Annotated in this window: 24 protein-coding genes and 2 tRNA genes; 23 read left to right on the forward strand and 3 right to left on the reverse strand. The window is 68.2% G+C overall.

Going from position 1 to position 23,340, the window contains the following annotated elements; translation table 11 throughout:
• Positions 1 to 2: 2 nt before the first annotated feature.
• The 11 genes from ASE10_RS10895 to ASE10_RS20175 all read left to right on the forward strand — a co-directional run bounded on the left by ASE10_RS10895 (position 3) and on the right by ASE10_RS20175 (position 9,743).
• On the forward strand, positions 3 to 398 hold the full coding sequence (locus ASE10_RS10895; RefSeq protein ID WP_056304884.1) for a hypothetical protein: 396 nt from the start codon (positions 3 to 5) through the stop codon (positions 396 to 398).
• Between the two features lie 14 nt (positions 399 to 412).
• Positions 413 to 778, forward strand: coding sequence for a GIY-YIG nuclease family protein (locus ASE10_RS10900; RefSeq protein ID WP_162255271.1), 366 nt, complete (start codon positions 413 to 415; stop codon positions 776 to 778).
• Positions 779 to 841: 63 nt separating this feature from the next.
• Positions 842 to 915: transfer RNA gene (locus ASE10_RS10905), tRNA-Gly, on the forward strand.
• Positions 916 to 988: 73 nt separating this feature from the next.
• Positions 989 to 1,648: a glycoside hydrolase family 19 protein gene (locus tag ASE10_RS10910; RefSeq protein ID WP_056304888.1), complete on the forward strand. Its 660-nt coding sequence runs from the start codon at positions 989 to 991 to the stop codon at positions 1,646 to 1,648.
• Complete coding sequence (locus ASE10_RS10915) at positions 1,645 to 2,106, forward strand: hypothetical protein (RefSeq protein ID WP_056304890.1); 462 nt, start codon at positions 1,645 to 1,647, stop codon at positions 2,104 to 2,106. Before ASE10_RS10910 ends, ASE10_RS10915 begins: the two co-directional genes overlap by 4 nt.
• Positions 2,103 to 2,387, forward strand: a complete 285-nt coding sequence (locus ASE10_RS10920) for a hypothetical protein (protein ID WP_056304892.1) — start codon at positions 2,103 to 2,105, stop codon at positions 2,385 to 2,387. The genes ASE10_RS10915 and ASE10_RS10920 overlap by 4 nt, the downstream gene beginning before the upstream one ends.
• On the forward strand, positions 2,384 to 2,977 hold the full coding sequence (locus ASE10_RS10925; protein ID WP_056304894.1) for a hypothetical protein: 594 nt from the start codon (positions 2,384 to 2,386) through the stop codon (positions 2,975 to 2,977). The genes ASE10_RS10920 and ASE10_RS10925 overlap by 4 nt, the downstream gene beginning before the upstream one ends.
• Positions 2,977 to 3,732, forward strand: a complete 756-nt coding sequence (locus ASE10_RS20170) for a hypothetical protein (RefSeq protein ID WP_157480847.1) — start codon at positions 2,977 to 2,979, stop codon at positions 3,730 to 3,732. The genes ASE10_RS10925 and ASE10_RS20170 overlap by 1 nt, the downstream gene beginning before the upstream one ends.
• A gap of 63 nt (positions 3,733 to 3,795) precedes the next feature.
• Entirely contained in the window at positions 3,796 to 4,038 is a 243-nt protein-coding gene (locus tag ASE10_RS10935; RefSeq protein WP_056304899.1) for a hypothetical protein, read from the forward strand.
• Between the two features lie 738 nt (positions 4,039 to 4,776).
• Positions 4,777 to 9,246, forward strand: a complete 4,470-nt coding sequence (locus tag ASE10_RS10940; protein ID WP_162255273.1) for an RHS repeat protein — start codon at positions 4,777 to 4,779, stop codon at positions 9,244 to 9,246.
• On the forward strand, positions 9,243 to 9,743 hold the full coding sequence (locus ASE10_RS20175) for a hypothetical protein (protein ID WP_157480848.1): 501 nt from the start codon (positions 9,243 to 9,245) through the stop codon (positions 9,741 to 9,743). Before ASE10_RS10940 ends, ASE10_RS20175 begins: the two co-directional genes overlap by 4 nt.
• 150 nt (positions 9,744 to 9,893) lie before the next feature.
• On the opposite strand, the gene ASE10_RS10945 is transcribed toward ASE10_RS20175, so the two are convergent.
• Complete coding sequence (locus ASE10_RS10945) at positions 9,894 to 10,943, reverse strand: site-specific integrase (protein ID WP_056304904.1); 1,050 nt, start codon at positions 10,941 to 10,943, stop codon at positions 9,894 to 9,896.
• A 93-nt stretch (positions 10,944 to 11,036) separates the two neighbouring features.
• Here ASE10_RS10945 and dusA point away from each other — a divergent pair, with 93 nt between their 5' ends.
• The 5 genes from dusA (at position 11,037) to ASE10_RS10970 (ending at position 15,857) form a co-directional block, all read left to right on the forward strand.
• Positions 11,037 to 12,041, forward strand: a complete 1,005-nt coding sequence (dusA, locus tag ASE10_RS10950) for a tRNA dihydrouridine(20/20a) synthase DusA (RefSeq protein ID WP_056304906.1) — start codon at positions 11,037 to 11,039, stop codon at positions 12,039 to 12,041.
• Positions 12,038 to 12,949 (forward strand): arginine deiminase-related protein, encoded by a 912-nt coding sequence (locus ASE10_RS10955; protein ID WP_055909128.1) that lies wholly within the window; start codon positions 12,038 to 12,040, stop codon positions 12,947 to 12,949. The genes dusA and ASE10_RS10955 overlap by 4 nt, the downstream gene beginning before the upstream one ends.
• A gap of 262 nt (positions 12,950 to 13,211) precedes the next feature.
• Positions 13,212 to 13,589, forward strand: a complete 378-nt coding sequence (locus ASE10_RS21065; protein ID WP_056304907.1) for a hypothetical protein — start codon at positions 13,212 to 13,214, stop codon at positions 13,587 to 13,589.
• A 54-nt stretch (positions 13,590 to 13,643) separates the two neighbouring features.
• Positions 13,644 to 14,327 (forward strand): response regulator transcription factor, encoded by a 684-nt coding sequence (locus tag ASE10_RS10965; protein ID WP_055909122.1) that lies wholly within the window; start codon positions 13,644 to 13,646, stop codon positions 14,325 to 14,327.
• A 132-nt stretch (positions 14,328 to 14,459) separates the two neighbouring features.
• Positions 14,460 to 15,857: an ATP-binding protein gene (locus tag ASE10_RS10970; protein ID WP_055909120.1), complete on the forward strand. Its 1,398-nt coding sequence runs from the start codon at positions 14,460 to 14,462 to the stop codon at positions 15,855 to 15,857.
• A gap of 36 nt (positions 15,858 to 15,893) precedes the next feature.
• On the opposite strand, the gene ASE10_RS10975 is transcribed toward ASE10_RS10970, so the two are convergent.
• Positions 15,894 to 16,604, reverse strand: a complete 711-nt coding sequence (locus ASE10_RS10975) for a M90 family metallopeptidase (protein WP_235565909.1) — start codon at positions 16,602 to 16,604, stop codon at positions 15,894 to 15,896.
• A 179-nt stretch (positions 16,605 to 16,783) separates the two neighbouring features.
• Positions 16,784 to 17,044 carry a hypothetical protein gene (locus ASE10_RS10980; RefSeq protein ID WP_055909116.1) on the reverse strand — a complete coding sequence of 87 codons (261 nt, stop codon included), beginning with the start codon at positions 17,042 to 17,044 and terminating at the stop codon, positions 16,784 to 16,786.
• Between the two features lie 136 nt (positions 17,045 to 17,180).
• On the opposite strand from ASE10_RS10980, the gene ASE10_RS10985 reads away from it, so the two are divergent.
• The 7 genes from ASE10_RS10985 to ASE10_RS11015 all read left to right on the forward strand — a co-directional run bounded on the left by ASE10_RS10985 (position 17,181) and on the right by ASE10_RS11015 (position 23,287).
• On the forward strand, positions 17,181 to 19,031 hold the full coding sequence (locus ASE10_RS10985; protein WP_055909113.1) for a DegV family protein: 1,851 nt from the start codon (positions 17,181 to 17,183) through the stop codon (positions 19,029 to 19,031).
• Between the two features lie 188 nt (positions 19,032 to 19,219).
• Positions 19,220 to 19,879, forward strand: a complete 660-nt coding sequence (gene plsY / locus ASE10_RS10990; protein WP_055909110.1) for a glycerol-3-phosphate 1-O-acyltransferase PlsY — start codon at positions 19,220 to 19,222, stop codon at positions 19,877 to 19,879.
• On the forward strand, positions 19,879 to 20,910 hold the full coding sequence (gene birA, locus ASE10_RS10995) for a bifunctional biotin--[acetyl-CoA-carboxylase] ligase/biotin operon repressor BirA (RefSeq protein ID WP_055909107.1): 1,032 nt from the start codon (positions 19,879 to 19,881) through the stop codon (positions 20,908 to 20,910). The genes plsY and birA overlap by 1 nt, the downstream gene beginning before the upstream one ends.
• Positions 20,907 to 21,686, forward strand: coding sequence for a type III pantothenate kinase (locus ASE10_RS11000; protein WP_056304909.1), 780 nt, complete (start codon positions 20,907 to 20,909; stop codon positions 21,684 to 21,686). Before birA ends, ASE10_RS11000 begins: the two co-directional genes overlap by 4 nt.
• 90 nt (positions 21,687 to 21,776) lie before the next feature.
• A complete protein-coding gene (locus ASE10_RS11005; RefSeq protein ID WP_055909102.1) occupies positions 21,777 to 22,037 on the forward strand; it encodes a hypothetical protein in 261 nt (86 codons plus the stop codon).
• Between the two features lie 312 nt (positions 22,038 to 22,349).
• On the forward strand, positions 22,350 to 23,135 hold the full coding sequence (locus ASE10_RS11010; protein ID WP_056304911.1) for an SPOR domain-containing protein: 786 nt from the start codon (positions 22,350 to 22,352) through the stop codon (positions 23,133 to 23,135).
• Between the two features lie 76 nt (positions 23,136 to 23,211).
• Positions 23,212 to 23,287 (forward strand) — tRNA-Thr (locus ASE10_RS11015).
• Positions 23,288 to 23,340 lie beyond the last annotated feature (53 nt).

The raw sequence follows: 23,340 nt of genomic DNA on the forward strand, positions 1-23,340 counted from the left end.
CGATGGACCGGCGGAAGCTAGACGCAAGGCTGGAAGCGTGGGCCGCGGAGTACGGCGGCGGCCGCTATGAGGAGATCGGTTACCCCAGCCGAAACATCCTCAAGACCCTGATTGAGCACGAAGGGTTCGTTCCTTCTGCGCGGGGATACATTCCCACGCCAATCTATACAGCCGCCGATGAGATTGAGGCAGCGGTGCGCGGCATGGACGAGATCGGCTACGGGCGCCAAGCCCATGTGTTGCGCTGCGAGTACTTCATGCCGGACGCCCATATGGAATTGCGGCTGACTAACCTGGCGCAGGTAGGGGTTAAGATCAGTCGGGCTGGCTACTACGACTACTTGGCGATCGCCAAGGCGTACATTGCAGGGCAACTCAACAGGGCCGCAGCTGCATGAGCTGGTGCGTCTACATGATGGTGGTCCATGCCGGGGGCGCCACTTACTGCAAGGTCGGAGTGACCGGTTCTCTCTGGGATCGCATCTGCCAGGTCCAGACCGGTTGCCCGGTTCGGATTTCTGATGTCGCCTATGTGGCGATGGCTACCTCAAACTTTGCATATCAGGCGGAGCGCCGAATTCACTGGGGACTCAACGAGTACCACTCGCACGGGGAGTGGTTCGCCTTGGACCTGAGCAATGAGGAGCACAAGGCAAAGTTCTCGGACGTATGCCGGCGCGCGTTCGGGGAGTTGTGCGGATCCGGCTGGCGCTGGGTCCATCAGGATCTCGCCGGAATAAAGTTGATGGCGGGGTTGCGTCTAGACAAAAACACCTAAATACTGGGTACGTTCCCGAACTACCTCTGAAGCCCTGGCCAAAAGCCGGGGCTTCTGCGTTGTGCGGGTCTGCCCGAGGGGCTAGGCACCGGCCTCCCAAGCCGACCACGCGGGTTCGATCCCCGCGGCCCGCTCCACTTCGCCCGGCCGCGGCTTCCTCGTCGTCGTCGTAGCGCCCTCGGGCCGCCGGGCATCTAACTGGATCTGACCATGAAGGTAATCACCGCCGAGTTGATCGCGCGGGCGGTCGGCTGTGGCCGCGGCTTGGCGGAAACCATCGCCGCGCCCCTGCGCGAGGCCGTAGCTGCGTACGAGATCGATGATTCGTCGCGTCGCCTCGGCTGCTTTCTGGCTCAGGTTGGGCACGAGTCCCTGGGCTTCAGTCGACTGTATGAGTCCTTGAGCTACCGGCCGGAGCGCTTGCGCGAGGTCTGCTCGGACGCGAAGCCCGGGACACGCTGGCGATCGCTGCTGCCGCGCGTAGCCGAGCTGGCCAACAACCCGCAGGGCCTGGGCAATGCCGCCTACGGCGGCCGGATGGGCAACGGCCCGGAGGAGACCGGGGACGGCTACCGGTTCCGCGGCCGCGGCTGGCTGCAGATCACCGGAAAGGCCAACTACGAATCGAACCGCGACATCGTGCGCACGCGCTTCCCCGACGCACCGGACTTCGTGCTGGTCCCGGACGCGCTGCTGGAGGTGCGCTGGGCCGCGATCACCGCGGCCGCATTCTGGAGCCACCACGGCCTGAACGAGCTGGCGGACGGTCAGCAGTTCGAGCGCATCACCAAGATCATCAATGGCGGCACGCACGGCATGAAGGACCGCCAGGACCGCTACAAGCGCGCGATGGCGGCGCTGACCGCATGAGCGAGCCCATTTCCGGCGCCATGGCGGTCAAGTCCACGGTCGGCGCACTGGCAGCCCTGGCAGCCACGCAGACCGCGGTCACCGTGATCGACCACGTCGAGCGCAGCATCCTCGGCATTCCGCAGTCGGTGCTGCTGGCGGCGATCGTCGGCGCACTGATCGGGTGCTACCTGATGCCGAGCAAGGACGCGGCGTCGTTGTTCGAGGGCCGGGAGTACACCTGGCGCTGGTACGGCCGGGTGGTGTTCAAGGCGCTGATGCTGGGCATCGGCGTGCTGTGCTTCGCCTTCCTCGACGGTTGGACCATCGCCGCGCTGATGATGGACGAGCGGGGCAAGGTAGGCCCGGCCGCGATGCCCTACGCCGGCATCCTCGGCGCCTTCATCCGACCGCTGCTGCCCAGGTACCTGAAGGGCCTGGAGGGCGCCGCGGACCGCCTGTTCGGGAGGATCCAATGAGCACCCTCTACTGGTGCGGTGTCGCCTCGACCTTCGCCCTGTTCGCGGCCGTCTGCTGGCGCCTGATCCAAACGCCTCACCCGGAACGCTCGCTGGGCTGCAGCGCGCGCTGGGCGGTGTGGGGCCTGCTGCACATCGCCATCGCGGTCGCCGCGGTGGGCTACATGCTGGACCACGTCAGCCATCCCAGTCCGACGGAGTGGCACCTGTGCGTGATCCGTACCGCCGTCGCGGCGCTGATGCTGGTGCGCTGGCGCCGGCGAGCAGGAAACATCGCATGAGCTGGCTGATGAGCGTCTGGAACTGGGTCTCGGGCTATTGGCCCTGGATCGCCGGCAGCGGCGCGCTGGTCGGGTTGATCGCCTTCGCCGTGCTGAATCCCCTGGCCGCGGCCAAGCTGGCCAGCGCCGTCAGCGGCCTGGCACTGGATGCCCTGCGGAAGGGTGTGCAGTGGCTGCGCAAGCCCGGCAATACGCTCAGGGCGACCTGCGCCGTACTCGCGATCGTAGCGGCCGTGGCCAGCGTGACCAGCTACCAGGCCAACCGGCAGATCGTGGTGATCACCAAGGAGCGGGACAGCGCCCTCTCGGACGTGTCCAAAGCCGTGGGCCGCATCACCGACTTGGAGGCAACGCTGGCTACCTACCGCAAGCAAGAGCAGCGGTACGCCGAACTGCAGCGCCAGCAGACCGAGGACCTGGCCGAGGCCCAGCAGGACAACGCCGCGGCCCTGGAGCAGATCAGGCGCCAGAGGGAGATAGCCGAACGCAGCAGCCGCGCCTGGTGGCAGACGTACGCCAAGCGCCCCGACAGCTGCAAGGCAGCCCAAGAAGCCATGGACGTGGCCTGTGCCACGGTAGGGGAGTTCTGATGCGCACCATCCTGATGGCAACCGCAGCGCTGCTGCTCGCTGGCTGCAGCACCCAGGCCACACGACCCAATGCGCCGCAGCCCGCGGCCGACGTCATACCCGTTTGGAGACGGTCGAAGGGCTCGCCGGCATCCTGCTGCCGCGGGTGTCGGTGGACGGTAGCTGAGAACGAAGCGGGTGGCACCGATGGCTCGTACCTCAATGCGCCTTCGCTCGGGAACACGGCGCTGTATGTCGGCGGCCCCACGTCGATGCACACCACGGGCAGCAACAAGGCGGCCAGCTTCCCGGTATCAGGCATTCCGGCCACGATGGAGCAGATGACGCTGGGTGTGATCGTCAAGCCGGCCGCCCTTACCGGGCTGCGCCATCTGGTCAACCGCGACAACGACGCCGGCGGCGGTCGCCGCTGGCAGTTCCGGCTGAATGGCAGCAGCGTGCAGTTCGTGAAGATTCCCGGATCGGCGCAGACCGTCAGCGCAACTCATGGCATGAGCGTCGGGCAGGCGCACTTGCTGATGGTGACCATCACGGCTGGTGGCACAGTAAAGCTGTTCGGCAATGGCGCACTTCTCGGCAGCGGCTCTGTCACGCCACTAACGAACTATGGCGGCGGCGGCCTGGATATGCTGGTCGCCAACCGCGGCCTGCTGACCGAGGGAACTGACAACACCTATTCCGAGGCGTTCCTGATCTTTGGCGGCCTGGAGGATGCCCGAGTGGCGCAGTACGGCGCAGCGGTTGGCTTGCCGTGAAGCCCCGGTCGAGGTGTTAGGCTCACGGCGCCGGCACCGAGCCGGTTTGGGCAGGGGCGCCACATGGACTTCAGCTGGCTCAATGAACTTCCGAAAGATCGTTGGCAGCGCGACGACAGCGGCGGCAGGTACATACCAATTGCGGTCTCCGCGTTCCGCCGCACGAGCGATGTCGCTGAGGACGAAGATAGGCTGTTCGAGGAGTTCGATGCCTGGGGTGCCCAACAGGAGCGCCGCTATGTTGCGCTCGCGGTTCCAGGGAATCCGGGCGAACCCTTCATGTGGGTGACCGCGATTCTGGACTGAGGGACTCCGTGTCCTGACGTTTAATTCGGAGTTTTCCTACGCGTCGATGCGCACCGCGCCGACAGCACTGGCAAGTTCGCCGCGCGATCCTAAGCATGCCGAGTGCGGGCCCCAGGCCGCTCAACCGCGCGGCCCTTGAGCAAGGCCAATTCGGCAAATCCCCTGGACGAGGCGATGTCCTGCGGGTCGGCGTTCCGGCGATATGTAGGGGTGAAGAGGTTCCCTGCCACATGGAGCGTGCGTCGTGATCAATCCCTATTTCTGCAAGACCGAAGGCACCAGGCGACTCTCGCTTGCCCTATTCGGGCTGCCGTGCTGATGTGGTGGGCGTGCATCCTGGCCGGCATGCCGCGGCTAGGGAGCGCTGGGCAGTCGCTGATCGTGTTCATCTTGCCGATCGTGTTGGCCTACGTTGCGAGCCTTGGACTTAAAGTCCTGGCGAGCTGGGTGTGGAGCGGCTTCAAGTCCACCACCTAGAGCATCTTCCGCTGAGCGGTCGCAGCCCCTGAGATGGCCAGCGCTATCCTGGCGCCATGTCGACCTTCAATCTCCTGCAGCTGCCGCCAAAATTCGTCTGGTTCCAGACGGGGCCGCTCTGGGCGGAAGTGTTGTCGGTGGCCGTGCCCATCACGCAGGGCCCTGGCTAAGCCCGACATAAATATGCAGCTGACGGGTCTTGTGCCGCCTGTGTCCCACCCGCGATCATGTCCGCCGATCGCAACGCTTCGGGAACAGGGGATGACACGGATTACACGGGCCTTCGCGCTCGCGCTGCTGCTGTGCGCAACGGCCACTGCTTGGGCGCAGGAACATTCGTTGCCGTCCACCACCATGTATCAGGGCGGTGTCGACGGTAAGCCTTTGCTCTTTACGAACGCGAACGTGGCCTGCCGACTGGTGGGCGACTCCATCACCCGAAACTCGCCTCAGCCGCCGATCACCTATGCGAATGGCCGATACGGCACCCATCCGACCGCCGGCATCGGGTGCTACTACGACGAGACCAATCGTTCGACGGGGCAGACGCAGTACAACGTGTTCCGCCAGAACTACGTGGCGCCCAAACAGGTGTGTCCGGCCGGATACAACTACCTGAAGAACCAGTTCACCTGCGTGCGCTACTCGTCGGTGGTGGCGCCCGCCAAGGCCTGCCAGCACTGCCCCACGGACGTCGGCAACCCCATCTCCGTCAACAGCGGCGTCAAGATCGAGCGCGCGCGCGATGAGCTGACGGCGCAGTTGAGCCTGGCGCGCAGCTACAACTCGTTCCCCACCTTCATCGGCTCACCGAATCCGTATGGCGGCTCTTGGTTCTCCGACCTGACGCGCGAGTTGGTCGTGAGCGAGGCGCGGCCCTCGCAGTTCCAGGCGGCGCTGGTGATGCGTGCGGACGGGCGCTCGCTGGCGTTCACCCATGACGGCAACGGCCAGTGGAAGCCCGAGGACGATCAGCGCCTGTACCGCCTCAACCCCTATCAGGTGGGCGGCCAAAGCTTCTGGGAGCTGCGCAAGCCCGGTAACGCGCAAGAGATCTACGACGCCCAGGGCCAGTTCCAGCGTGAGATCCGCGACGGCCGCGTGGTGGCGACGTACGCGCGCGATGCCAGTGGCAACGTAACCTCCGTCACCGACGCCAACGGCCGCGTGTCCACGCTGACCTACGACGCCGGCGGCCTGCTCAACCGCATCGACCTGCCGGACGGGCAGGCCATCGTCTACGCCTACGACGTCAACCGCCAACTGGCCAGCGTGACTCAAGGCGCTTTGGTCACGACCTACAGCTACATCAAGATCGTCAACAGCTGGTACCTGACCGAAGTGGCGCACAACGGCGTGACGTACGCCACGTTCACGTACGACAGCAACAACGGCCGCGCCACCTCCACCGAGCACGCCGGCGGCGTTGATCGTTACGTGGTCAATTACGGCGCCGACGGCAGCAACGTCAACGTCACCACGCCGCAGGGCGGCAATACCCAGTTCCAGTTCCAGACCCGGTTCGGCATGCGGGTGCCCAGCCAGCAGGTGGAGTCGGGGGCGGGTGGGGTGACCATCGCTGCGGGCACCGTCTACGACACCAAGTCGAACGTGTCCAACCGCCGCCGCGGCGATCTGCTGACCTGCCTGTACTACGACACCGACTGGCTGCGCGTAATCGCGCGTTACGACTACCCGGCGGCCACCACGGCCCAATGCCCGGCCACCGACGCCCTGGCTGCCGCCAGCACCCGCCTGCGCAGCGAGACCACGGCTTGGGACACCGCGCTGGACCTGCCCACGCAGCGCCAGACCTACACCGCGGGTGGCGCGTTGCTGGCGAAACAGGACTACAGCTACAACGCCCGCGGCCAAGCGCTGACCGCAACGGCCACCGACCCGGCGACGCCGTCCAACACCCGCACCAGCACCACCGCCTACTGCGAACAAACCGACATCACCGCTGGCACCTGTCCGTTGTTGGGCTTGGTCACCTCGGTCAATGGCCCGCGCACCGACGTGGCCGACACGACTCAGCTCACGTACTACGCCAGCGACGACGCTACCTGCGCCAGCGCCCCGACCACCTGCCCGCACCGCAAGGGCGACCTGTGGAAGGTCACCAACGCGCTGGGGCAGGTCACTGAGACGCTGGCCTACGACGGCGTGGGCCGCCCGCTGTCGGTGAAGGACGCCAATGGCGTGATCACCGATATGGAGTACCACCCCCGTGGCTGGCTGACGGCGCAGAAGCTGCGCGGCCCCAACGCCGGCAGCGAAACCGACGACGCGATCAACCGCTACGAGTACACGCCTACCGGCCTGATCAACAAGATCGCCCAGCCCGACGGCAGCTACACCACCTTCGGCTACGACGCCGCGCATCGCCTGACCACGATCACCGACAACGCCGGTAACCAGATCGTCTACACCCTGGACAACGCGGGCCAGCGCACCAAGGAAGACACCAAGGACAGCGGCGGCGTGCTGCTGCGCACCCTGTCGCGCGTCTACAACCAGCTCGGCCAGCTCAGTACCGGCAAGGACGCCTACAACCACGCCACCGGTTACGTCTACGACGCAGCCGGCCAACTGGACACCACCACGGATGCCCAGGGCACGGTCACGGACAACGCCTACGACCCGATCGGCCGCCTGGCGCAGACCCTGCAGGACACCGCCGGGATCAACGCCCAGACGCAGTTTCAATACGACGCACTGGACCGTTTGACCCAGGTCTCCGACCCCAAGGGTCTGAACACCCAGTACCAGTACAACGGCCTGGGCGACCTGACCCAGCTGACCAGCCCGGATACCGGCGTCACCGGCTACACCTACGACAGCGCCGGCAACCGCAAGACCCAGACCGATGCTCGCAACGAGACGGCGACCTACAGCTACGACGCCCTCAACCGCGTCGTCGGCATCGCCTACAGCGATACGGCGCTTAACGTCGGCTACACCTACGACACCACACAGGCCGTCTGCCAAAGCGGTGAGACGTTCAGCACCGGTCGCATGACCCGTATGGACGACGGCAGCGGAAACACCCGTTACTGCTACGACCGCCGCGGCAACGTGGTCCGTAAGGTCCAGACCACCAACGGCCAAACCTTCACCCTGGTCTACAGCTACACCCTCGCCAACCAGCTGGCGTCGGTCACCTATCCCAGCGGCATGCAGGTGGGCTACACCTACAACACCCTGGGCCAGCCCAGCGGCGTGACGGTCACCCAGCCGGGCCAAAGCCCGCAGGTGCTGCTGGCCGGCGTCACCTATTACCCGTTCGGCCCGGCCGCCGAGCTGGAGTACGGCGACGGCCGCCGCCTCAAGCGCACCCACAACCAGAACTACCAGCCCGGCGTCATCGAGGACGTGGGCCCGGACGGCCTGTCGCTGGGCTACGAGTTCGACGCGGTCGGCAACCTGATCAAGCTGCGCAAGGGCGACCAGTCCGAACCGCCGCTGCGAGCCTACGCCTACGACAGGCTGGGCCGCCTGACCGAAACCCGCGACGGCACCAGCAACGCGCTGCTGCAGGGCTACACCTACGACGCCACCGGCAACCGCACCAGCAAGACCGACGCGGGTGCGACGCAGACCTACACCTATCCAACCACCAGCCACCGCCTGTCGCAGGTCGGCGCCACCGCCCGCAGCTACGACGCCACCGGCAACACCGTTGCCATCGGCGGCACGGCCCAGGAGTTCGTCTACAGCGCCGCCAACCGCATGGGGCAGGTGAAGCAGAGCGGCAGTGCGGTGATGAACTACGCCTACAACGGCCAGGGCGAGCAGACGCGGCGCTACCCGACCACGACATCAACGGCGCAGACCTACGCCAGCTATGACGAGGCGGGGCGTACCGTGGGTGTGTACGACCACACGGGCAATCGCATCCAGGAAGTTATCTGGCTGGGCGATCTGCCAGTCGGCGTGATCGATACGAACAAGCTGCATTACGTCCAGGCCGATCACCTGGGCACGCCGCGCAACGTGATCGATCCGGTTGCGGAGAAGTCGGTGTGGAACTGGCAACTAGGTAACGAGGCGTTCGGTGACAGTGCGCCCAACCAAGACCCGGACAACAACGGCACCGCGTTCGTGTTCGATCTGCGGTTCCCGGGGCAGCGCTACGATGCTGTCAGCGGATTCAACTACAACTATTTCAGGGATTACGAGGCGCGTGCAGGGCGCTATTCGCAAAGCGATCCGATTGGCATGAGAGGAGGAGCCTCAACATACTCTTATGTCGGTGGGGCGCCGCTCGGAAGTTCTGATCCGTTTGGCTTGCAAGCAACGCTCGCCAGTAGGCTTGGTGCGCCGCCACCTGGACAGAATCCGTATGGCTTCAATGACATGGGTGGGCCTCGCGTAACCGGAGGTGACGTTGGTCAGGCCTATCCGCCCTTTTTTTGGCTTTGTCTCATCGATGATAGTTGTAAGCAATACACGGAAGGGCTCGCGAAGGAGCGGGCGCCTCACACTCACTATGAGGAGACTGACGCTCTCTATTTCACGCCGGATCCATTCGGAGGCGGCGATATGTGCGTTAGACTTGCAAATGCGATTAGAGTACTGAGAGCACAGATTGCTTGGCGAAAGACGGATCTGAATCCCTGGTCAAGCAGTTACGTCGGTCATAAAGAGCGAATTGCTCTGCTTTCGGCGGCACTGGTCAAGCTTGAAGCTGCCTATAGGGACATTTGCGGTGGAGTTTGCCCAGCATGAAGACTGATGACACGTCAAAGGTTGAGCGAGAAGTTGCCCGGATTGACGGATTTCTCTCCGGCTTGGCTTTGATGAATGGGGGGCTGCGTGACTACTCCTCATGCTGCTACGTAGTTCATGTTGACGACGGGCGCTCCGTTGATGAGGTCATTAGGAACTACTATCACTGGCTACCTCAATTGCGATTCTCCTCGGTGAAGCGATTGGATGGCGGTGTGCGAGATATAGAAGACTCGCTCGGCCGCTATCTGGTTAGGGAGGGGGCAACGAAAAGTCAGGGTGATTTACACGATCTTCGACACTACCTATCGTTCAAAGTCATGGACATGATGTCTGTCGTCCTCACGGAGCTTGGCGCGTTTGAGGTCTTTGAATTGCTTGCGGAATCGGATCCTCATAGCCCGCAGGTCATCTTCTACTGCATTTCCGCGGGCCAGACCGCGGTTGTTCTGCAGTTCAATGATGAGAGGAGAGAAAGAACCAGCGCGGCGAGTTAGCGAAACTGAATCGCCCTGGTTTTTGTAGGCAGTCGTCGGCCGTCTAGTGTGTGTTGCTTTCCAAGTTCTATCGAGGAATAGATTGGGCGCTAATGCGTCTGCGCTCGCTAGTCACTGGGCCTGATCGGGTGATGGGATGTCGGCGCGTTCTTAGTCTCGGTGCAGGCTTTCCGGCCTGATCTGCGTGTAGCGCTTTAGCTCCTGCCAGCTCTCGTGCAGCGTAACTGTAGCGACCTGTTCAATGCCGTAGCCCTGCTCGAATAGGCGCGACGTCGCCTCATGTCGCAGGTCGTGGAAGTGCAGGTCCTGGATCCCCAAGGCGACGCAGCCACGCCGAAAGGCGGTGCCGATCGAGTCGGGCTTGTAGGGGAAGATGCGGGGCGAAGTCTGCGGCTGGCGCTCGACCAGGCCCCACATCTCTCCAAGGAGCGGAAAGCGCTTGTGGTTGCCCTCCTTCGCGCGCGGGTGCTTGGCATCGCGCAGCAGCGCGGTGCGGGTCTCGGCATCCAGGTCTTCGCGAAGGAGACGAGTGATCTCTTCCTGGCGCTTTGCCGTTCCGACAGCGAAGTCGATGATGTCGACCATCGGTATCTTCATGCGCCACTCGTTGGCCTTGAAGTGGGCCTTGAGGCGGTCCAGCTCGTCTTGGGTCGGGCGGCGTGTGCGCCTAATCGGCTTGGCCACCAGCTTGACCAGGCGCAGTGCTGGCCGCGCTTCTGCGATCGGATCGTGGGGCAGGGTGAGCTTGCCCATGGACTTGGCCACCTTGAGCATCTCGGAGAGATAGCCCAGCTCCACGTTCATCGTGGCGCCACTGCAGGCGGGGATCTGCTTACCTGCAGAGTTGACGTGCTCTCCCTGTCGCCGGCGCCGGACGTGCTCGATCACGTCGGCCGCGACGAGGCGGCTGGCCACCTTCGCGCCAAGACCTTCCTTCACCCGGGTGAGGTTCCCTTTCTGCGTGGGGCTGATGCGTTTGAGCTTGCCGACGTAGTCGCGGTACCAGTCGATCAGGTCGGCGACGGTAGCGCCGTCTAGCTCCGAGGTGCCGCGTGCCTCTTGCTCGGCTAGCTCGCGCTCAATGCGCTCGGCCCAGATCTTCGCCGCGGTCTTGGTTGGGAAAGTACGGGACTTGGGCTTGAAGCCCTTTCGGCGGACAATGGCTCGCCACTTGTCCCCACGCTGTTGGAAGGTCGCCATGTGTACCAGCCGATTCGGGTACGCCGATGGTACACCGGGGTCGGGAAATGGCGGGATTTTGCGGGACTTTCGGGGATGCTGGGGTGCGCCTAAGTGATTGATCAAATTAGCAAGCCGTTGAATACAGAGGGCATCAGGCTTTCGGTTGCGCCCATGATGGACTGGACCGACACCCAGTGTCGGGTCTTCCACCGCGCGCTGGCGCCGCATGCGCGGCTGTACACCGAGATGGTCCACGCCAATGCGGTGATCCACGGCGATCGCGACAGGCTGCTGGCGATGGACCCGGTCGAGCATCCGGTGGCCCTGCAATTGGGCGGCAGCGAGCCGGCGCTGTTGGCGCAGGCGGCGCGGATCGGCGCCGAGCATGGCTTCGACGAGATCAATCTCAACTGCGGCTGTCCCTCCGACCGGGTCCAGGCCGGGCGTTTCGGCGCCTGCCTGATGCGCGAGCCAGAGCTGGTCGCCGAGTCGGTCGCGGCCATGGTCGCGGCCTGCGAGGTGCCGGTGACGGTGAAGTGCCGGCTCGGGGTCGACGATGACCAGCACTACGAGGTGTTCCTGGCCTTCATCGAGCGCGTCGCCGCGGCCGGCTGCGGCCTGTTCGTGGTCCACGCCCGCAACGCCTGGCTCAAGGGCCTGTCGCCGAAGGAGAACCGCGAGGTGCCGCCGCTGCGCTACGACTGGGCCTACCGCCTGAAGCAGGACCATCCGGAGCTGCAGGTGATCGTCAACGGCGGCATCGCCAGTTTCGAAGACGCGGGCGCGCACCTGGCCCACAGCGACGGCGCGATGCTGGGCCGCGCGGCCTATCACGACCCCTATCTGCTGCATCGCCTGGACGTGGCCTGGTTCGGCGGCGAGCTGCGCAGCCGCGCCGAACTGCTGCGCGGCCTGCGGCCCTATATCGAAGACCAGCTGGCGCGCGGGGTCTACCTCAAGCACATCGCCCGCCATCTGCTCGGTCTGTTCCACGGCGAGCGCGGCGGGCGCGCGTTCCGCCAGGTGCTCAGCGAGGGCTCGCACCGGCCCGGCGCGGACTGGTCGCTGATCGAGCGCGCCCTGGCGCCGACCGAGGCCCAGGCCGACGCCGCATGATCACCCGCGACACCGACGCCTTCCTCGCCGTCGCCCAGGCCTGCGCGGCCGATTTCGGCCCGGCTACGGCGCGTGCCGCGTTCCTGGTCGCGCCCGACGGCTTCGCCCGCGCCGAGCAGTCGGCCGGCGACAACCGCTACATGGCCGCGGCCGAGGGCTTCGATCCGGGCCGCGCCAGCGCCCAGCACCGTGAGCTGCAGCGCGCGCTGTCGGCGTTGCTGCCGACAATCTGCTTCGCCGGCGACCCGGACACGCCCGACGCGCTGTTCCCGAACAACGTCTATGCGACCGCGCCCGGCCGGACCCTGATCGGGCGCATGCGCCACCCGGTGCGCCAGCGCGAAGCCGAGCGCGCCGACATCCGCGGCTTCTTCCGCGAAGTGCTGGGCTATGCCGAGATCGACCTGTCGACCCAGCCGCACCCCTGCGAGCTCACCGGCGCGCTGGTGATCGACCGCGCGCGCGGGCTGGGCTACTGCGGCCTGTCCGAGCGCTGCGACGCCGACGGCGCGCGCCTGATGCACGAGGCCCTGGGCCTGCGCGCGACCCTGCTGTTCGATCTGGCGCCCGGCGAATACCACACCAACGTGGTGTTGGCGGTGCTGGCGGGCCGCGCCGCCCTGATCTGCCCCGGCGGCTTCGCCGACCCGGCCGCGGCCGCCGCCATCGCCCGGGTCTACGGCCCGCATGCGATCGAACTGAGTCCGGCCGAGCACGCCGCCTTCGCCGGCAACGCGATCGCATTGTCCCAGGACCGGGTCTGGATGAGCGCCGCGGCCGCCGCGGCCTTGAGCCCGGCCAGCCGCGCCGCGCTGGATCGGGCCGGTTTCGCCGTCGCGGCGGTCGAGCTGGACGCGATCGAGGCCGGCGGCGGTTCGCTGCGCTGCTGCGTGGGCGAGATCTACTGAGGCCGGACCCGGCGCACCGCGCCGGCGCGACCGCGAGCCTGATAACGCGGCGGGGCGGGCCTGGCAGGCCGTGGCCGCCGGCGCGCAATTTCAGTACCGAACGGTTTCGACCGCAGGCCGCGCCGGTCGCCGCACGCACCGGTCTGAATGGCGGCTGGAACGTGAAGAAAAAGTTCAGACCGGATTCACCGCTCCGTTCCGAGAATGCCACCTCATCCAGCGCCCGTGCGCTATTGTTCCGTCACGTTGCCTTCGAGTCCCCATGAACATCCTGCCCGCCCGCCTCATGGCATCGCTGCTGCTCGCCGCTCTCGCGGTCGGGGCCGGCGACGCCTGGGCCCAGGAGCGGGGCGGCCGGGGCCAGGGTCAGGGCCAGGAGCGCCGCGGGCGCGACGACGGCCATGACCGGCACGAGGGCCACCGCGCGTTGTCCGATGCTGTACGCCGCGTCGAACGCGAAAGCGGCGGCGGCCAGGTCCTGAGCGCCGAGCGCGTGCCGTTCGACGGCCGCGACGTCAATCGGGTCAAGGTCGTCGACCCCAGCGGCCGGGTCCGCATCTACATGGACGACCCGCAGCAGGCCCGCAACCGGCGCGACGACGGCGGCCGTACACGCGGCGACGACAACGACAACGACTAACCTCTGGCGTAGAGGTCGCGCCCTCCGGCGCGGTCGACTGATAAGGGAGTGCCCATGCGAATTCTGTTGGTCGAAGACGAAGCACCGCTGCGCGAGACTCTGGCCGCGCGCCTGAAGCGGGAAGGCTTCGCGGTGGACGCCGCCCAGGACGGCGAAGAAGGCCTGTACATGGGCCGCGAAGTCCCGTTCGACCTCGGCATCATCGACCTTGGCCTGCCCAAGATGTCGGGCATGGAGCTGATCAAGGCGCTGCGCGACGAAGGCAAGAAATTCCCGGTGCTGATCCTCACCGCGCGTTCGAGCTGGCAGGACAAGGTCGAAGGCCTCAAGCAGGGCGCCGACGATTACCTGGTCAAGCCGTTCCATGTCGAGGAGTTGCTGGCGCGCCTCAACGCGCTGGTGCGCCGCGCCGCGGGCTGGAGCAAGCCGACCCTGGAATGCGGACCGGTCATGCTGGATCTGGCCGCGCAGACGGTCAGCGTCGCCGGCACCAACGTCGATCTGACCAGCTACGAGTACAAGGTGCTGGAGTACCTGATGATGCATGCCGGCGAGTTGGTCTCCAAAGCCGACCTCACCGAGCACATCTACCAGCAGGACTTCGACCGCGACTCCAACGTGCTCGAGGTCTTCATCGGTCGCCTGCGCAAGAAGCTGGACCCGGACGGCGCGATGAAGCCGATCGAGACCGTGCGCGGCCGCGGCTACCGCTTCGCCATTCCGCGCAGCGGGGAGTAACGACGGGCTTCGTCCGGCCGCGGCCGGACGAGGGCGTCGGGCCGGCATGCGGGCGGACTCAACCTCAAACGAACATCACAGACCGGGCGCGAACGCGATTCGCGCCCGGTTTTCGTTCGTGGGCGTGCGCCCGTGAGCTGGGGCCAGCCGCGTTCGCTGCAGGCCCGGCAGCTGCTCGCCGCCAGCCTGGGCCTGCTCGCGTTCCTGGCCCTGGCCGGCTACGCGCTGGACCGCGCCTTCCTCGACACTGCCGAGAACAACCTGCGCGAACGCCTGCACGGCTACGCTCTGGCCTATGCGGCCAAGGGCGATTTCGACCGCAGCGGCGAATTCGTCGAGCCCTACGAACCGATCGACCCGCGCTTCGACCAGCCCGGCAGCGGCCTGTACGCCGAACTGGTGCTGCCCAACGGGCATTGGGACTCGCCCTCGGCGCAGGGTCCGCTGCTGCCGGCCGCGTCCATGCTCAAGCCCAGCGAGCGCCGCTTCGAGGGCCCGCTGCCGATCACCGAGATCAACGGCGACGTCGGCGAGGCCTACCGCTACGGCATCGGCCTGACCTGGGCCGCCGGCGGCGATCCGCGCGCCGAATTCCCGTACACGATCTACATCCTCGAAAACACGACCTCGCTCAGCGGCCAGGTCGCGGTGTTCCGCGGCGCGCTGTGGCGCTACCTCGGCGGCGCCGGTTTCATCCTGCTGCTGCTGCAGGCGCTGATCATGCAGTGGAGCCTGCGCCCGCTGAAGCGCGTGATCGAGGAGCTCAAGCGCGTGCAGCGCGGCCTGGCCTCGCGCATGAGCGAGCGCCACCCGCGCGAGCTGGAGCCGCTGACCGAAAGCATCAACGCCTTCATCGAGAGCGAACGCGAGAACCTCGACCGCCAGCGCAACACCCTGGCCGATCTCGCGCATAGCCTGAAAACGCCGCTGGCGGTGCTGCGCGCGCGGCTGGACGACAACGCGCCCGACGGCGAGCTGCGCGAAGACGTCGATCTGCAATTGCGACGCATGAACGACCTGGTGTCCTACCAGCTCGCGCGCGCGGCCTCGGGCGGCCACGCCCTGTTCGCCGCGCCGGTGGCGATCGAGCCGCATGCCGAACAGATCGTGCGCGGCCTGGAAAAGGTCTATGCCGGCAAGGGCGTGCTGTGCGAATTCGAAGTCGCCTCGGGCGTGCAGTTCCACGGCGAGCCGGGCGATCTGCAGGAACTGCTGGGCAACCTGCTCGAGAACGCGTTCAAGTGGGCGCGCTCGCGCGTGCTGCTGACGGTGAAGCCGGGCGAGACCGCGCCGGGTCGCCGCCCCGGCCTGCTGCTCGCGGTCGAGGACGACGGCCCTGGCATTCCGCCCGAGAAGGTTGCGCTGATCCTGCAGCGCGGCGTGCGCGGCGACGAGCGCGTGCACGGCCACGGCATCGGCCTGGCGATCGTGCAGGACCTGGTGCGCGGTTATCGCGGCACGCTGGACGTGGTGCCGTCGGAGGAACTGGGCGGCGCGCGTTTCGAAGTCAAATTGCCGCCCGGTCTGTAAGCGGCGGGCGGAAAGGGCCAGCCCCCTCGGTTCCCCTTATCGAGCGAACGGCGACGGCCCATAGAAACGCTGCAGATGCGCCGCGATCTCCGGCATCGACTCGCGCAGCAGGGCCGGATCGCTGAAGTGGTATTCGGTCGCGACCGCGAAGAACTCCTCCGGCGCCTCGGCGGCGTAGGGATCGATCGCGGTCTCGCGGCCCGAGTCGACCTCGTCGATGAAGCCGTCGTACACGCGTTGGAAATCGCGCGCCCATTCGCGCTGCCACGGCCGCGGCAGCGGCGGAGTGCCGTCGAGCAGGCCGTCGAGCGCGTCGAGCTTGTGTGCGATCTCGTGCGCGGCGACGCAGAAGCCCGCGCGCGGATCCTCGCAATCGGCGAGCACGTCGGCCCAGGACAGGATCACCGGACCGGCGTCCCAGGCTTCGCCGATCAGTTCGTCCTGCCATTCGTGCAGCACGCCGGCCGCGTCGATGTGGCTGCGCTTCACCCGGAACGCATCCGGATAGACGATCAGTTGCGACCAGCCGCGCAGGCCCTCGGCGCCGAACTCCAGCAGCGGCAGGCAGCACAACATCGCCAGCATGCAGCGTCGGCGATCGTCGAGGACGAGTTCGCCGATCGGGCTGATGGTCTTTTCGTGCAGGAAGCGCGCGACCAGATCGCGCAGGCGCGCGTCGCGCGCCGGATCGAGCGCGGCCGCCCACGGCACCGCCGCGCGTGCGTCGCGCCAGAGTGCGTCGGCGATGGGCGGTGGCCGCCGCAGGCGGCGCAGAAAGTCGAACAAGGCGGGCGAAGACGTTGCCTAGGGAGCGACAGGCTAACCGCAAGCGTTCGCTCGCGCACAAGCGCGCAAGGCTTGAATGGGTATCGGACGGAACGATTAGCGCAGCAAGCGTGAGCGCGCCGCGCTCACGCGGATCCGGCTTAGCGGAACATGCCCGGCAGGAAGCTGTGCCAGCGCGGCGACTGCAGGCGGCCGTTGTTGGCGTCGCTGTGCACCGTGGGCTTGGCTTTGGTTTCGTTGCTGCGGGCCGGAGCGACGACTGCGCGATTGCTCGCGCGGACCGTGTCCTTCTTCTGCGAGGCGCTTTCCGGGCAGCTTTCGTTCGGGCTCAGCTTGACCTCGCGCGCGGCGACGCTCGCACTGGCGAAGGCGATCAGCAGGCAGAAGCAGATCCGTAGCATGGCGGAATCCTCGTGAGCCCGGCCATGCACAGCCGCCGGACAGATCCGGACTATAGCGCGAATCCGGGCATGCCGCGGGGCCGGCCGATGCTGCGTCGCAGCAGGTTCGGACGAACGGTTGAGGCAGACTCCGGCCATGACGAACCCGCGCCCGCCCCTGACTGCGCCGGCCCTGCGCCGGGCCCTGATCGCGGGTGCCCGCCGGGTCATCGCCGGGCGCGACACTTTGAACAGGATCAATGTGTTTCCGGTCGCCGACGGCGACACCGGCAACAATCTGGCGCACACCCTCGGCAGCTTGCTGAATGGGGCGCTGAGCCGACGCAGCCGGCATATCGGCGAGCTGCTGCTGCGGATCGGCAACGATGCCATCGACGGCGCGCGCGGCAATTCCGGGGCGATCCTGGCCCAGTTCCTGCACGGCGTGGCCGAGCACGCGCGCGCCCAGCCGGTGCTGGACGCGGCTGCGCTGGCGGCCTCGGTGCGGCACGGCGCCGACAGTGCCCGCGCGGCCCTCGCGCATCCGGTCGAGGGCACCATCCTGAGCGTGATCGGCGCCTTCGCCGACGCCCTGGACGAGGCCGCGCGCGGCGCGAGCGGGCAGGGCGATCCGCGTCCGGGCTTCGCCAGCGCCCTGGTCAGTGCGCGTATCGCCCTGGCGCGCACGCCGCAACAGATGGCGCTGCTGCAGCGCGCCGGCGTGGTCGATGCCGGCGCCCAGGGCTTCGTCGACCTGCTCGAAGGCATCGCCGAGTTCGTCGACGGCGGCCCGCGCGCGCTGCGCATGCACGGCGCCGTCGCCGCGGCCAACGAGGCGCCGAGCGCGAACGACGTCCACGCGCCGCACGAGGACGTCGATCCCGAGCGACGCTGGTGCAGCGAATGCCTGCTGCTGGGCGAGGGCATCGAGCGCGAAACCCTGCGCGCCGCGCTCGAAGCGATCGGCGCCGATTCGCTGGTGCTCGCCGGCGGCGCAACGCGCATGCGCGTGCATGCGCACGTCGGCGTGCCGCAGCGTTTGTTCGACGCCTGCGCGCGCTTCGGCGCGGTCGAGGGCATGAAGGCCGACGACATGCTGCTGCAGCAACGCAGCGCCGAATCCTCGCAGCGGGTGGCGGTGGTCGCCGACAGCGCCGCCGACCTGCCCGAAGCCGTGCTCGAACGGCATGCGATCCACGTCGTGCCGGTGCGGGTCAGCGTCGACGGCCGCGACTACCTCGACAAGGTCGGTCTGGCCACGGCCGAGTTCTACCGCCGCATGGGCGCGTCCGCCGACCTGCCCAAGACCAGCCAGCCGCCGCCCGGCGATTTCCGGCGTCCGTTCGATTTCCTGCTCGCCCACCATCCCGAGGTGGTCTATGTCGGCCTGTCGCGCGCGGTCTCGGGCACCTTGCAGTCCGGCGAACAGGCGGCCGCGCGCGCCGATCCGCTGCGCGTGCGCGTGTTCGACAGCATCAACGCGGCCGGCGGCCAGGGCCTGCTGGCCTGGCGCGCGGCGGAACTGGCCGAGGCCGGCGCCGATCTGGCCACGATCCTGGCCGAACTCGAACGCCTGCGTCCGCTGACCCTGACCTGGGCGATGGCGCGCGACATCTCGCACGCGGTGCGCGGCGGCCGCATCCCGTCCTGGGCCGGGCCGGTGGTGCGCTACAGCGGGCTGACCCCGATCGCGCGGATGAAGGCCGACGGCCGCCTGAGCGTGGCCGGCGGACTGCTGGCGCGACGCAGCGCGCCGGAGAAGTTCGCCGGCTACATCGCCCGGCGCCTGCCGCGCGGGCAGCATTGGCGCGCCATCGTCGGCCATTGCGATGCCCGCGACGACGGCGCGCGCCTGCTCGAAACCCTGCGTCGCCGGGTCGATCTGGTCGAGGCGCATCTGGTCGAAACCGGCCCGGCGATCGGCGCGCATGCGGGGCGCGGCGCGCTGCTGGTGTCGGTGCAGCCGGCGCCGCCCCGACCCATCCGCACAGGGGTAGGAGCGGCGTAAGCCGCGACCGCGAAACTCACTGCCGACGCGAGCTCCGCGTCTGGGCGTGCTTGAACCACCGGCGGATAGCGCCGCGCCGCAAGACCGACGCTCGCACCGTCTACCGCATGGGCGCGACCGCGGCCTACGCCGCTCTACCCCTGGGCGAAACATGCTACGCAGGCGCGGCGCTCCCTCATAATCCGCCCATGCTGCCCGCGTCCCTCTCCTCGATCGCCCCGTCGACCTACGCGCTGATCGCCGCCGCCTACCTGATCGGGTCCCTGTCCGGCAGCCTGCTGCTGGGGCGCCTGCGCGGTGTCGACATCCGCCAGCAGGGCAGCGGCAATGCCGGCGGCACCAATGCGTTTCGTACCCAGGGTTGGCGCTTCGCGCTGGGCGTGGTCGCGATCGATATCGGCAAAGGCGCGCTGGTGGCCTGGCTGGCGCTGCGCTACGCGCCGGTCGCCGGTGCGCTGAGCGTGACCGCCCACGGCTACGCCGCGGCGTTCGCGGCGGTGATCGGCCATGTCTGGCCGTTGTGGCACGGCTTCCGTGGCGGCAAGGGCGCCGCGACCGCGGTCGGCGGCCTGCTGGTGCTGTGGCCGTACGGAATTCCGCTGCTGTTGATCGTATGGATCGCGACCGTCGTGCTCAGCGGCTATGTCGGCCTGGCGACGGTGCTGGCGGCGTTGTGCCTGCCGCTGCTGGCCTGGTGGAGCGACGCCGGCGAGCCGCGTCTGTGGTTCGCGTGCGCGGTCGCGCTGCTGATCGTCTACACCCATCGCGGCAACCTCGCGCGCCTGCGCGCCGGCACCGAGGCGCGCTTCGCGCGTGCGCGGCTGCTGCATCGTCTGCGCCGCAGCTGATGGACGAGCGCGCGTTGCTGCAACGGTTGATTGCCGGCCCGGCCTCGGGCGATGCGCTCGCGCGCGCGTCGGGCCAGACCCGCGCCGCGGTCTGGAAACGGATCGAAGCCTTGCGCGAAGCAGGGGTCGCGATCGAAGCCAAGCCCGGCCGCGGCTACGCACTGAGCCAGCCGCTGGATCTGCTCGACGCCGACGCGATCGCCGCGGCCCTGCCCGCGAGCGAACGCGCGCGTCTGGCCCAGATCGAAGTCGCCTGGAGCATCGATTCCACCAACAGCGAACTCCTGCGCCGGACCACGCCGGCGCAGGGCGCCGCGGTGCTGTTGGCCGAGCGCCAGACCGGCGGCCGCGGCCGTCGCGGGCGCGAATGGGCCTCGCCGTTGGCCGCGCATCTGTATCTGTCGTTGTCGCGTCAGTTCGGCGGCGGGCTGGCGCGGCTGGGAGGGCTGAGCCTGGTCGCCGGCATCGCCGCGGTCGAGGCCCTGCATGGTCTGGGCTACGAAGGCGTGCGCCTGAAATGGCCGAACGACCTGGTCGTAGTCGACCCGCAAGGGCTGCGCAAACTCGGTGGGCTGCTGATCGAGGGCGGCGGCGAACACGCCGGCCCGGCGCGCGCAGTGATCGGCTTGGGCCTCAACGTGCGCATGCCGGCGGCCGCCGCGGCGGCCATCGATCAACCCTGGTGCGATCTGAGCATGCTCGGCAACAGCGGGCTTGGCAGCGGCGGGCTCGGTGACGGTACCGCGCCCGCGCGCAATGCGATCGCGGCCGCGGTCCTGGCGCGCCTGCTGCCGGCGCTGGACGAATTCGATGGCGCGGGCCTGGCTCCGTTCCTGCCGCGCTATGCCGCGTTGGACGCGCTCGCGGGTGCGGCGGTCGCGGTGCTCGGCGGTAACGGCCAGCGTCAGGACGGCATCGCGATCGGCCTGGCCGACGACGGTGCCCTGCGCCTGCGCCTGGACGACGGCACGGTGCAGAATTTCCATGCCGGCGAAGTCAGCGTGCGCCGCGCGCCCGGAGCGAACGCATGAGCGCCTGGCTGTTCGATCTCGGCAACACCCGCCTCAAATGCGCGCCGCTGCGCGCGGACGGCCGCCCCGGAGCAGCCGTGGCGCTGTCGCACCGCGAGGAGGACGTCGCCGCCGCGCTCGCGCAGGCGCTGCCCGAACGCATCGATGTCGCCTATCTGGCCAGCGTGGCCTCGCCCAGCCTGCGCCTGGCGGTGCTGGAGGCGCTGACCGCGCGCTGCGCGCGGATCGCGATTGCGCGCACCCAGCCGTGCCTGGGCGAGGTCCGCATCGCCTATGCCGACCCGCGCAAGCTCGGCGTCGATCGCTTCCTGGCCCTGCTGGGCACGCGCGCGCGCGGCGAAGGCGCGGCGCTGGTCTGCGGCGTCGGCACCGCCCTGACCGTTGACTTGATCGATGCCGACGGCCGCCATCTCGGCGGCCGCATCGCGCCATCGCCGACCCTGATGCGCGAGGCGTTGCACGCGCGCGCCTCGCAACTGCCGGAAACCGGCGGCGACTACGTCGATTTCGCGAGCGACACCGAAGACGCCCTGGCCTCGGGCTGCGACGGCGCGGCGCTGGCCCTGATCGAATGCAGCCTGGCCGCCGCCCGCCAGCGCCTGGGCGGGCCGCCGCGGCTGCTGCTGCACGGCGGCGGCGCCGACGCCATGCATCCGCACCTGGCCGAGGCCGCCCTGGCCCCGAACCTGGTGCTGGACGGACTGGCGATCTGGGCCGCGGTGGAGCGGGTCGCGACCGATCCGGCCGGCGCGGCGGCGGCCGGCACCACCGCTTGATCCCCACGCGGCGCCGTCCAGCCAGCTCGCAGGTGCCGCCGGCCGGGCTTCCTGCCTAGAATCGGGCCGTACCCCGCCCGGATACGGCCCATGCTGCTGCGCGCCTTGATCGTCCTGTTGCTGGTGCTGAACCTGGGCGTCGCCGTGTGGTGGTGGCAGCGCGCTCCGGCGCCCGCCGCGGCCGCGACGGTTCTGTCGGGGGTCGCGCCCTTGCGGCTGGTCGGCGAAACCGGGCCGCGGCCGCGTATCGCCGCCAAGCCGGCGCTGCCGGCGGCGACCATCGCCCAGGCCTTGCCTGCCGTCGCCAGCGCGGAAGCCGCGCCGGCGCCCTCGGCGCCGCCGGCGAACTGATCGCGGCGCTGCGGTTCCGGCGGAGCCGCTCGAACCCGTCCGGCCGTTCGAGTCGATACGCAGGCGTCGACGCAACTGCGTCCATGCCGATACTTCGTCCGCGCTTGCGGGCTTCGGTCCGGACGTGTCGCCGAGAGGCGGGTGAGCGTCGAGCCGGCGCGCCAGCCGATGTCGCCGTTGCGACAATGCCGGCATGACGAACGTCACCGCGATGCGTCAATGCACACGGCGAATATGACGCGCGTCGCAACGTGCGCGTCCGATCCGCGCGCGAACCGTGAGCGCGTGAGCTGGCCGGCTTAGAATCGCGCCATGCTGGTCCGCGCGCTGCTCGTTCTGTTGTTGATGCTCAACCTCGGCGTGACCGCGTGGTGGGGACTGCGCACGCCGCTGGCGTCGTCGGCGCCCGCCGCATCGCAGCTGGGCGTGGCGCGCCTGCAACTGTTGGCCGAACGCGATGCGCCGGCCCGGTCGGTTGCCGAACCGGCGGCGCCGAACGCATCGGTCGCGGCCTTGCGCGACGCCACCACGCCGCCGCCAAGCGCCGCAACAGCGACACCGCCGCCCGCACCCGCACCGCCGCCGGTTGCCGCCGCGACCGAGGCCCCCGCCGCCGAAACCTCCGCGCCGCTCGCCAAAACCACGCGCTGCTATAGCTTCGGCCCATTCGAGAACGCGGATATGGCGTCGTCCGCGCGCCGCTACCTGCAGCCGCTGGCGCAGCGCATCGCGATGCGCGAACAGCGCACCGCGCCCGCGCGCGGCTGGCGCGTGGTGCTGCCGCCGCAGCCCTCGCGCGAACAGGCGCAAGCGCTGGCGCAACGCATCGCCGCGGCCGGTTTCAACGATTACTTCGTGGTCGCCGACGGTGCCGAGGCCAATGCGATCGCGCTCGGCCGCTACCGCACCGAGGACGCCGCGCGCAAACGCGCGCAGAGCCTCAATGCCGCCGGTTTCGCCGCCCAGGCCGAACCGCTGGGCGACGCGCGCGCCAGCACCTGGCTGGACGTGGCCGCGGGCGAAGGCTTCGATCCCGATGCCGCCCAGGCCGCGATCGCGATCCAGCGCCGCAGCCTGGACTGCGCCAAGATGCGTTGATTCGCGCCCCGGCGCCCGATCCCGGATCGCCCAAAGCCCGCCATCGGGCTCGCGCGCGGGATAGAATGGCGTGATCGCCGGCATAGCTCAGTTGGTAGAGCAACCGCCTTGTAAGCGGTAGGTCGTCAGTTCGATTCTGACTGCCGGCACCAAAGGGTGGTTTCAAGCGGTCCCCGGACAACTCGGAGTCATCACGAAACCCCGC

The organism is Lysobacter sp. Root76 (assembly GCF_001428685.1).
Classification (GTDB): Bacteria; Pseudomonadota; Gammaproteobacteria; order Xanthomonadales; family Xanthomonadaceae; genus Lysobacter.

What these genes read in the sequence shown, in the direction of transcription:
- ASE10_RS10895 (WP_056304884.1), top strand. Translation starts at nt 3, where the DNA reads ATGGACCGGCGGAAGCTAGACGCAAGGCTGGAAGCGTGGGCCGCGGAG.
- ASE10_RS10900 (WP_162255271.1), top strand. Translation starts at nt 413, where the DNA reads ATGATGGTGGTCCATGCCGGGGGCGCCACTTACTGCAAGGTCGGAGTG.
- ASE10_RS10910 (WP_056304888.1), top strand. Translation starts at nt 989, where the DNA reads ATGAAGGTAATCACCGCCGAGTTGATCGCGCGGGCGGTCGGCTGTGGC.
- ASE10_RS10915 (WP_056304890.1), top strand. Translation starts at nt 1,645, where the DNA reads ATGAGCGAGCCCATTTCCGGCGCCATGGCGGTCAAGTCCACGGTCGGC.
- ASE10_RS10920 (WP_056304892.1), top strand. Translation starts at nt 2,103, where the DNA reads ATGAGCACCCTCTACTGGTGCGGTGTCGCCTCGACCTTCGCCCTGTTC.
- ASE10_RS10925 (WP_056304894.1), top strand. Translation starts at nt 2,384, where the DNA reads ATGAGCTGGCTGATGAGCGTCTGGAACTGGGTCTCGGGCTATTGGCCC.
- ASE10_RS20170 (WP_157480847.1), top strand. Translation starts at nt 2,977, where the DNA reads ATGCGCACCATCCTGATGGCAACCGCAGCGCTGCTGCTCGCTGGCTGC.
- ASE10_RS10935 (WP_056304899.1), top strand. Translation starts at nt 3,796, where the DNA reads ATGGACTTCAGCTGGCTCAATGAACTTCCGAAAGATCGTTGGCAGCGC.
- ASE10_RS10940 (WP_162255273.1), top strand. Translation starts at nt 4,777, where the DNA reads ATGACACGGATTACACGGGCCTTCGCGCTCGCGCTGCTGCTGTGCGCA.
- ASE10_RS20175 (WP_157480848.1), top strand. Translation starts at nt 9,243, where the DNA reads ATGAAGACTGATGACACGTCAAAGGTTGAGCGAGAAGTTGCCCGGATT.
- ASE10_RS10945 (WP_056304904.1), bottom strand. Translation starts at nt 10,943, where the DNA reads ATGGCGACCTTCCAACAGCGTGGGGACAAGTGGCGAGCCATTGTCCGC.
- ASE10_RS10955 (WP_055909128.1), top strand. Translation starts at nt 12,038, where the DNA reads ATGATCACCCGCGACACCGACGCCTTCCTCGCCGTCGCCCAGGCCTGC.
- ASE10_RS21065 (WP_056304907.1), top strand. Translation starts at nt 13,212, where the DNA reads ATGAACATCCTGCCCGCCCGCCTCATGGCATCGCTGCTGCTCGCCGCT.
- ASE10_RS10965 (WP_055909122.1), top strand. Translation starts at nt 13,644, where the DNA reads ATGCGAATTCTGTTGGTCGAAGACGAAGCACCGCTGCGCGAGACTCTG.
- ASE10_RS10980 (WP_055909116.1), bottom strand. Translation starts at nt 17,044, where the DNA reads ATGCTACGGATCTGCTTCTGCCTGCTGATCGCCTTCGCCAGTGCGAGC.
- ASE10_RS10985 (WP_055909113.1), top strand. Translation starts at nt 17,181, where the DNA reads ATGACGAACCCGCGCCCGCCCCTGACTGCGCCGGCCCTGCGCCGGGCC.
- plsY (WP_055909110.1), top strand. Translation starts at nt 19,220, where the DNA reads ATGCTGCCCGCGTCCCTCTCCTCGATCGCCCCGTCGACCTACGCGCTG.
- birA (WP_055909107.1), top strand. Translation starts at nt 19,879, where the DNA reads ATGGACGAGCGCGCGTTGCTGCAACGGTTGATTGCCGGCCCGGCCTCG.
- ASE10_RS11000 (WP_056304909.1), top strand. Translation starts at nt 20,907, where the DNA reads ATGAGCGCCTGGCTGTTCGATCTCGGCAACACCCGCCTCAAATGCGCG.
- ASE10_RS11005 (WP_055909102.1), top strand. Translation starts at nt 21,777, where the DNA reads ATGCTGCTGCGCGCCTTGATCGTCCTGTTGCTGGTGCTGAACCTGGGC.
- ASE10_RS11010 (WP_056304911.1), top strand. Translation starts at nt 22,350, where the DNA reads ATGCTGGTCCGCGCGCTGCTCGTTCTGTTGTTGATGCTCAACCTCGGC.